This window comes from Leucobacter chromiiresistens (genome assembly GCF_001477055.1).
Lineage (GTDB): Bacteria > Actinomycetota > Actinomycetes > Actinomycetales > Microbacteriaceae > Leucobacter > Leucobacter chromiiresistens_A.
In genome coordinates this window covers 20,709-27,328 of record NZ_LDRK01000035.1, presented here as the reverse complement: position 1 = coordinate 27,328, position 6,620 = coordinate 20,709, and the positions used below count along the sequence as shown (strand labels likewise).

Genomic DNA, 6,620 nt, shown 5'->3' with positions numbered 1-6,620 from the left:
CGACCATGGTCGACACCTGGCTCACCGTGAACCGATGCTTCCAGCGGGAGATCGGCATCATCCGGGTCGCGATGTCGTAGAAGTAGCGCGCCTCGACCGGCGAGTGCATGATGATGTCCTCGTTCGCCAGATCCTCGACCCCGATGGGGCTGGTGCGGCGCGAGAGCAGGTGCCCCTCGGGGAGCGCGACGAGCAGCCGCTCCCGGTGGATGCGCTGCGAGCCGAAGTGCGCCGGGTCGAACGGCGGTCGGCCGATGGCGACGTCGATCTCGCTCTTCGTGAGCGCGTCGAGCTGGTGCTTCGTCACCATCTCCTGCAGCTCGATGGTCACGTCGGGGAGCGCCTGCGAGATGCGGGCGAGCATCGGGCCGAGCAGGGTGAACGCGCTGGAGGCCGTGAACCCGATGCGCACGACGCCCGACAGGCCGGCCGCCACGGTGCGGGCGATGTGGGGCGCCCCGTCCGCGATCGCGAGGATGCGGCGCGCCTCGTCGAGGAACGCGCGCCCCGCGTCGGTGAGCTCGACGCGGCGGTTGCTGCGGTGCACGAGTTGCACGCCGACGATCGCCTCCAGGCGCTGGATCTGACGGCTGAGCGGCGGCTGAGTCATCTGGAGGCGCTCGGCGGCGCGGCCGAAGTGCAGCTCCTCGGCGACGGCGACGAGCGCGCGCACCTGGTCCAGGGTGTAGGTCATGATCGCTCCCGGGCTCGGCGGTCTGCAATGCACATGCCTTCCATCATACCTTTGCGGCATAAAACGATCCAGAAGGAATGTTGGACAGGTATCGGAAACGGAACCTAGCGTGAAGCCATCGGATCATCCGCATCCCGATCGCCCCATCGCAACGGCGCGTTTCCCCTAGTCACCGGAGGTTGCACATCGTGCCCCACTTGGAACCATCAGCACTCGCGAGTCAGGTCGGCTCAGGCCTGCTCTCGTTCCCCGTCACCCACTTCGACGCCCAGCAGGAGTTCGCCGAGGAGCCGTACCGCGAGCACATCGAGTGGCTGAGCGACTACCCGGTCGCCGGCCTCTTCGCGGCCGGCGGCACGGGGGAGTACTTCTCGCTCACCCTCGACGAGGTCTCGCGGGTGGTGACCGCCGCCGTGCAGCAGGTGAACGGACGCACCGCCGTACTCGGCCCCGCCGGCGGCTCCGTCCGCAGCGCGATCGCCCAGGCGCGCGCCGTCGAGGCGGCCGGAGGCGACGGCATCCTCCTCTTCCCGCCGTACCTCACCGAGGCCGGTCAGGCGGGTCTCGAGGCGTACGTGGAGGCCGTCTGCCGGGCCACCCGGCTCGGCGTCATCGTCTACCACCGCGCGAATGCGCAGTACTCCGCGGCGACGCTGCAGCGCCTCGCGGATCGCCTCCCCAACTTCATCGGTCTGAAGGACGGCGTGGGCTCGATCGAGCAGATGACCCACATCTACTCGACGCTCGGCGACCGCCTCACCTACGTGGGCGGCCTGCCCACCGCTGAGACGTTCGCCCTGCCCTACCTCGAGCTCGGCGTCACCACCTACTCGTCGGCGATGTTCAACTTCGTGCCCGAGTTCGCCGTCGACTTCTACAACGCCGTGCGGCGCCGCGACCACGCCGCCGTGTTCTCGGCGCTCCGCGACTTCGTGCACCCGTACCTCGACGTGCGCAACCGGGTGCCCGGCTACGCGGTGTCGATCGTCAAGGCGGGCCTCGACGCCGTCGGCCGCACCGGCGGCCCCGTGCGGCCGCCGCTCCAGGAGCTCACCCCGGCGGATCGCGCCGACCTCGCGCGGGTCATCGAGCGGGCGGCGGTGCCCGCGCTCGTCTGAGCCCCAGCGGCACGTTCGCGACGAGTACCGCGGAGCCGAGCGCCCACCCGGCGCTCGGCTCCGTTCGCGTTCCGCGCCCGTTCGGCGACGAATCATCGGACGAGAGGCGCTCCGCCGCAGCGATCGACCGCGTTCGGGAGCGCTCCCGAATGGTGTCATAATGGTTCCGCAGTGGATTCTCAGCCACGCTCTCTGTCGGAACGACCCGCGCGTGGCGAGATGGCTCTGTCAGCCGCCGGGCGTCGCCCGGCGAAGCACGAAGGAGGAAGCCTGTGTCAGCCCAAACGGCAGCAGCCGCACCCGTGGCGAAGAAGAAGGTTCGCCCCGGCGGCACCCTCTACCGCGGCAACGAGGGAATGTGGTCGTGGGTGCTGCACCGCATCACGGGTGTCTCCATCTTCTTCTTCCTGCTCGTGCACGTGCTCGACACCGCCCTCGTGCGGGTCAGCCCCGAGGCGTACAACGCCGTCATGAGCACCTACAAGACTCCCGTCATGGGCCTCGGCGAGGCCGTGCTCGTCGCGGCGATCGTCTTCCACGCCTACAACGGCATCCGCATCATCCTCGTCGACTACTGGAGCAAGGGCGCCAAGTACCAGCGCACCATGTTCTGGGTCGTCATGGGGCTCTGGGCGGTGACGATGGCCGGCTTCCTGCCGCGCCACCTGATGAACGTATTCGGACACTGAGCGCGAGGAGCACAGACATGTCATTGACCATTGACACTCCGCGCGCTGCGACGCCGGCGAAGAAGCGCACCAACTGGGAGAAGTGGGGCTGGGTCTACATGCGCGTATCGGGCGTGCTGCTCGTCGTGCTGGTCTTCGGCCACCTCTTCTCGAACCTGATGATCGGCGACGGCGTGCACGCCATCGACTTCGGCTTCGTCGGCGGCAAGCTCTCGCAGCCGTTCTGGAAGGTGTGGGACACCCTGCTCCTCTGGCTGGCGCTCATCCACGGCGCGAACGGCATGCGCACCATCGTGAACGACTACGTCTCGCGCCCGCGTCTCGCGAAGGGGTTCAAGCTCGCGCTGTTCCTGTCGGCGGCCCTGCTCATCCTGCTCGGCACCATCGTGATCTACACGCTCGACCCGTGCCCCCCGGGTGCAGACCCGGCGCTCGTCGCCTCGTTCTGCCCGACGCCGTAACCCCCGCGCGCAGCACCGGTTTTCGCAACGAAGAATAGGATTTACGTGACCACAGAGACCCATCAGGGCGAAGACGTCACCGTCAAGGACGGCGTCACCTATCATCAGTTCGACGTCGTCATCGTCGGCGCCGGTGGCGCGGGCATGCGTGCCGCGATCGAGGCGGGGCCCAAGGCCAAGACCGCCGTGATCACGAAGCTCTACCCGACGCGCTCCCACACCGGGGCGGCGCAGGGCGGCATGGCCGCGGCGCTCGCGAACGTCGAGGAGGACAACTGGGAGTGGCACACCTTCGACACCGTCAAGGGCGGCGACTACCTCGTCGATCAGGACGCGGCTGAGATCCTCGCCCGCGAGGCCATCGACGCGGTCATCGACCTCGAGAACATGGGCCTGCCGTTCAACCGCACGGCCGAGGGCAAGATCGACCAGCGGCGCTTCGGCGGCCACACGCGCGACCACGGCAAGGCCGCGGTGCGCCGCGCCTGCTACGCGGCCGACCGCACCGGGCACATGATCCTGCAGACCCTCTTCCAGAACTGCGTCAAGCTCGGGGTGAACTTCTTCAACGAGTACTACGTGCTCGACCTCGTCATGACCGAGGTCGACGGCGTGCGCAAGCCGTCGGGCGTCGTCGCCTACGAGCTGTCGACCGGCGACCTCCACGTGTTCCAGGCGAAGTCGATCGTCTTCGCCACCGGCGGCTTCGGCAAGATCTTCAAGACCACCTCGAACGCGCACACGCTCACCGGCGACGGCGTCGGCATCGTCTGGCGCCAGGGCCTGCCGCTCGAGGACATGGAGTTCTACCAGTTCCACCCGACGGGCCTCGCGGGCCTCGGCATCCTCCTCACCGAGGGGGCGCGCGGCGAGGGCGCGATTCTGCGCAACGCCTCGGGCGAGCGCTTCATGGAGCGGTACGCCCCGACGATCAAGGATCTCGCGCCCCGTGACATCGTCGCCCGCTCGATGGTGCAGGAGGTGCTCGACGGCCGCGGCGCCGGCCCGCACAAGGACTACGTGTACCTCGACTGCACCCACCTGGGCGCCGAGGTGCTCGAGACGAAGCTCCCCGACATCACGGAGTTCGCGCGCACCTACCTGGGCGTCGACCCGGTGACCGAGCCGGTTCCCGTCTTCCCGACCGCGCACTACGCGATGGGCGGCATCCCGACGAACAACGACGCCGAGGTGCTCTCCGACAACACGACCGTCGTTCCCGGCCTGTACGCCGCGGGCGAGTGCGCCTGCGTCTCCGTGCACGGGTCGAACCGCCTCGGCACCAACTCGCTGCTCGACATCAACGTGTTCGGCAAGCGATCCGGCAACAACGCAGCCGATTACGCGAATCGCGCCGACTTCGTGCCGCTCCCCGAGGACCCGGCGAAGATGGTGCGCGAGATGGTGGAGGGCTTCCGCAATGGTTCCGGCACCGAGCGCGTCGCCGACCTGCGCCGCGAGCTGCAGGAGGCGATGGATCGCGGCGCCCAGGTGTTCCGCACGGAGGAGTCGCTCACCGAGGTGCTCGGCGTGATCCACAATCTGCGGCAGCGCTACCTCAACGTCGGGGTGCAGGATCGCGGCAAGCGGTACAACACGGACCTGCTCGAGGCGATCGAGCTCGGCTTCCTCCTCGATCTCGCGGAGGTGCTCGCCTACACGGCGCGCAACCGCAAGGAGAGCCGCGGCGGCCACATGCGCGACGACTACCCGAATCGTGATGACGAGAACTACATGCAGCACACGATGGCGTACCTGTCGGGCGACCCCCACTCGGCAGATCCCGAAGATCACATCCGCCTCGACTGGAAGCCGGTCGTCGTCACCAGGAACGAACAGGGCGAGTTGCGCTACCCGCCGCTGGAGAGGAAGTACTAGGTCATGAGCACTGCAACCGCTGAAGCTCCCACGGCTGAGGCTCCGGAAGCACCGAAGCCGTTCACCGTCACCCTGCTGATCCGCCGATTCGACCCCGAATCGGGGCGGGACGCGTTCTGGGAGGACTTCGACGTCGAGATGTACCCGACGGACCGCATCCTCGACGCGCTCCACCGCATCAAGTGGGACCAGGACGGCACCCTGTCGTTCCGCCGCTCCTGCGCGCACGGCATCTGCGGATCGGATGCCATGCGCATCAACGGCCGCAACCGCCTCGCCTGCAAGACGCTGATCAAGGACCTCGACATCTCGAAGCCGATCTACGTCGAGGCGATCAAGGGTCTGCCGCTCGAGAAGGACCTCATTGTCGACATGGAGCCCTTCTTCGCGGCCTACCGCGAGGTGCAGCCGTTCCTCGTCGCGGGCTCCGCACCTGAGGGGGGCAAGGAGCGCCTGCAGACCATCGAGGATCGCGAGCGCTTCGACGACACCACGAAGTGCATCCTCTGCGCCGCGTGCACGACGAGCTGCCCGGTGTTCTGGACGGATGGGCAGTACTTCGGCCCCGCCGCGATCGTCAACGCGCACCGCTTCATCTTCGACTCGCGCGACGACAACGCCGAGGTGCGCCTCGACATCCTGAACGACACCGAGGGAGTGTGGCGCTGCCGCACCACCTTCAACTGCACCGATGCGTGCCCGCGCGGCATCCAGGTGACCAAGGCCATCGCCGAGGTCAAGGCCGCCATCCGCTCCGGCAAGGTCGCATAGCGCGTACGAGGCTCGCACCTCGCTCGCCGTGACCGAATGACGTCGCCCCGGAACCCTCCCGATCGCTCGGAGGATTCCGGGGCGACGCGCGTCTCCGAGGTCGTCGAGCGCGGCCGGCGGCGCTGGGCCTGGGCGCAGCGGCTGCGACCCGTGCGCACCTACCTGCACTTCTCCGACGTCGGCGGCGTCGTGCTCTCCGGCGGCATGAGCTACCAGGCGCTGTTCGCGGTGTTCGCGGCGCTGTGGCTCGGATTCGGCATCTTCGGCATCGTGCTGCGGGGGCGGCCCGAACTGCTCGACTCGATCGTCGCGCAGATCAACCTCTTCATCCCCGGCCTCGTCGGCGCCGGCGGCGCGGTGTCGATCGACGAGCTCATGGGCGCACGCGCGTTCGACTGGTCGAGCGCCATCGCCGGCCTGGTGCTCGTGTGGGTCGCGCTGAACTGGTTCACGGGCACGCGGCGGTCGATCCGGATCATCTTCGGACTGGAGGTGCGGCTCTACCGCAACCCGGTGCTGCTGAAGCTGCGCGACTTCGTGCTCGCCATCATCTTCTTCGCCGCGATCCTCGTCTCCGCCGCGCTCACCGTGCTGAGCTCGAATCTCGCCGACCACTTCCTCTCCTGGATCGGGGCGAGCGAGACGAGTTGGTTCGTGAGCACGCTCGGCACGGTCGTGCGGTACGCGGCGGTATATGCATTCGACATCGTGCTGCTCGTCGCCATGCATCGATACCTCGCCGAGGTGCGGGTGCCGCGGGCGCGCCTGATCGTCGGCTGCGGCATCGGGGCGCTCGTGCTGCTCGGCCTCAAGGCGCTGGGCGGCGTGCTCATCGGGGGAGCGACGAGCAACCCGCTGCTCGCGACCTTCGCGGTCTTCGCGGGGCTGCTGCTGTGGTTCAACCTCATCTGCCGCACGCTGCTGCTCACGTCGTCCTGGATCGCCACGGGTCTCGACCCGGAGCTCGGGCGCCTGCCCGAGCGCGCCGCGGTCTGAGCTCCGGGCGCTG

7 protein-coding genes are annotated in these 6,620 nt (G+C 68.3%); 6 read left to right on the top strand and 1 reads right to left on the bottom strand.

Features of this window, described 5'->3' with window-relative positions; all coding sequences use genetic code 11:
* A partial coding sequence (locus tag NS354_RS07165; protein ID WP_058593883.1) for a LysR family transcriptional regulator occupies nt 1-694 on the bottom strand: 694 nt, incomplete at its 3' end.
* A 188-nt stretch (nt 695-882) separates the two neighbouring features.
* Between NS354_RS07165 and kdgD the strand changes: the two genes are divergently transcribed.
* The 6 genes from kdgD to NS354_RS07135 all read left to right on the top strand — a co-directional run bounded on the left by kdgD (nt 883) and on the right by NS354_RS07135 (nt 6,607).
* Nucleotides 883-1,812 carry a 5-dehydro-4-deoxyglucarate dehydratase gene (gene kdgD, locus NS354_RS07160; protein ID WP_058593886.1) on the top strand — a complete coding sequence of 310 codons (930 nt, stop codon included), beginning with the start codon at nt 883-885 and terminating at the stop codon, nt 1,810-1,812.
* A gap of 272 nt (nt 1,813-2,084) precedes the next feature.
* Nucleotides 2,085-2,501, top strand: a complete 417-nt coding sequence (gene sdhC, locus NS354_RS07155; protein WP_143025940.1) for a succinate dehydrogenase, cytochrome b556 subunit — start codon at nt 2,085-2,087, stop codon at nt 2,499-2,501.
* Nucleotides 2,502-2,518: 17 nt separating this feature from the next.
* Nucleotides 2,519-2,962, top strand: a complete 444-nt coding sequence (locus NS354_RS07150; RefSeq protein WP_058593882.1) for a succinate dehydrogenase hydrophobic membrane anchor subunit — start codon at nt 2,519-2,521, stop codon at nt 2,960-2,962.
* Nucleotides 2,963-3,007: 45 nt separating this feature from the next.
* The gene (sdhA, locus tag NS354_RS07145) at nt 3,008-4,840 is read left to right on the top strand and encodes a succinate dehydrogenase flavoprotein subunit (RefSeq protein ID WP_058593881.1); all 1,833 of its coding nucleotides are present in this window, start codon (nt 3,008-3,010) and stop codon (nt 4,838-4,840) included.
* Between the two features lie 3 nt (nt 4,841-4,843).
* Entirely contained in the window at nt 4,844-5,611 is a 768-nt protein-coding gene (locus tag NS354_RS07140) for a succinate dehydrogenase iron-sulfur subunit (protein WP_058593880.1), read from the top strand.
* Nucleotides 5,612-5,647: 36 nt separating this feature from the next.
* Nucleotides 5,648-6,607: a YihY/virulence factor BrkB family protein gene (locus NS354_RS07135; RefSeq protein ID WP_058593879.1), complete on the top strand. Its 960-nt coding sequence runs from the start codon at nt 5,648-5,650 to the stop codon at nt 6,605-6,607.
* Nucleotides 6,608-6,620 lie beyond the last annotated feature (13 nt).

Coding starts and splice junctions, on each gene's coding strand:
- NS354_RS07150 (WP_058593882.1), top strand. CDS start 2,519: ATGTCATTGACCATTGACACTCCGCGCGCTGCGACGCCGGCGAAGAAG.
- NS354_RS07140 (WP_058593880.1), top strand. CDS start 4,844: ATGAGCACTGCAACCGCTGAAGCTCCCACGGCTGAGGCTCCGGAAGCA.
- NS354_RS07135 (WP_058593879.1), top strand. CDS start 5,648: ATGACGTCGCCCCGGAACCCTCCCGATCGCTCGGAGGATTCCGGGGCG.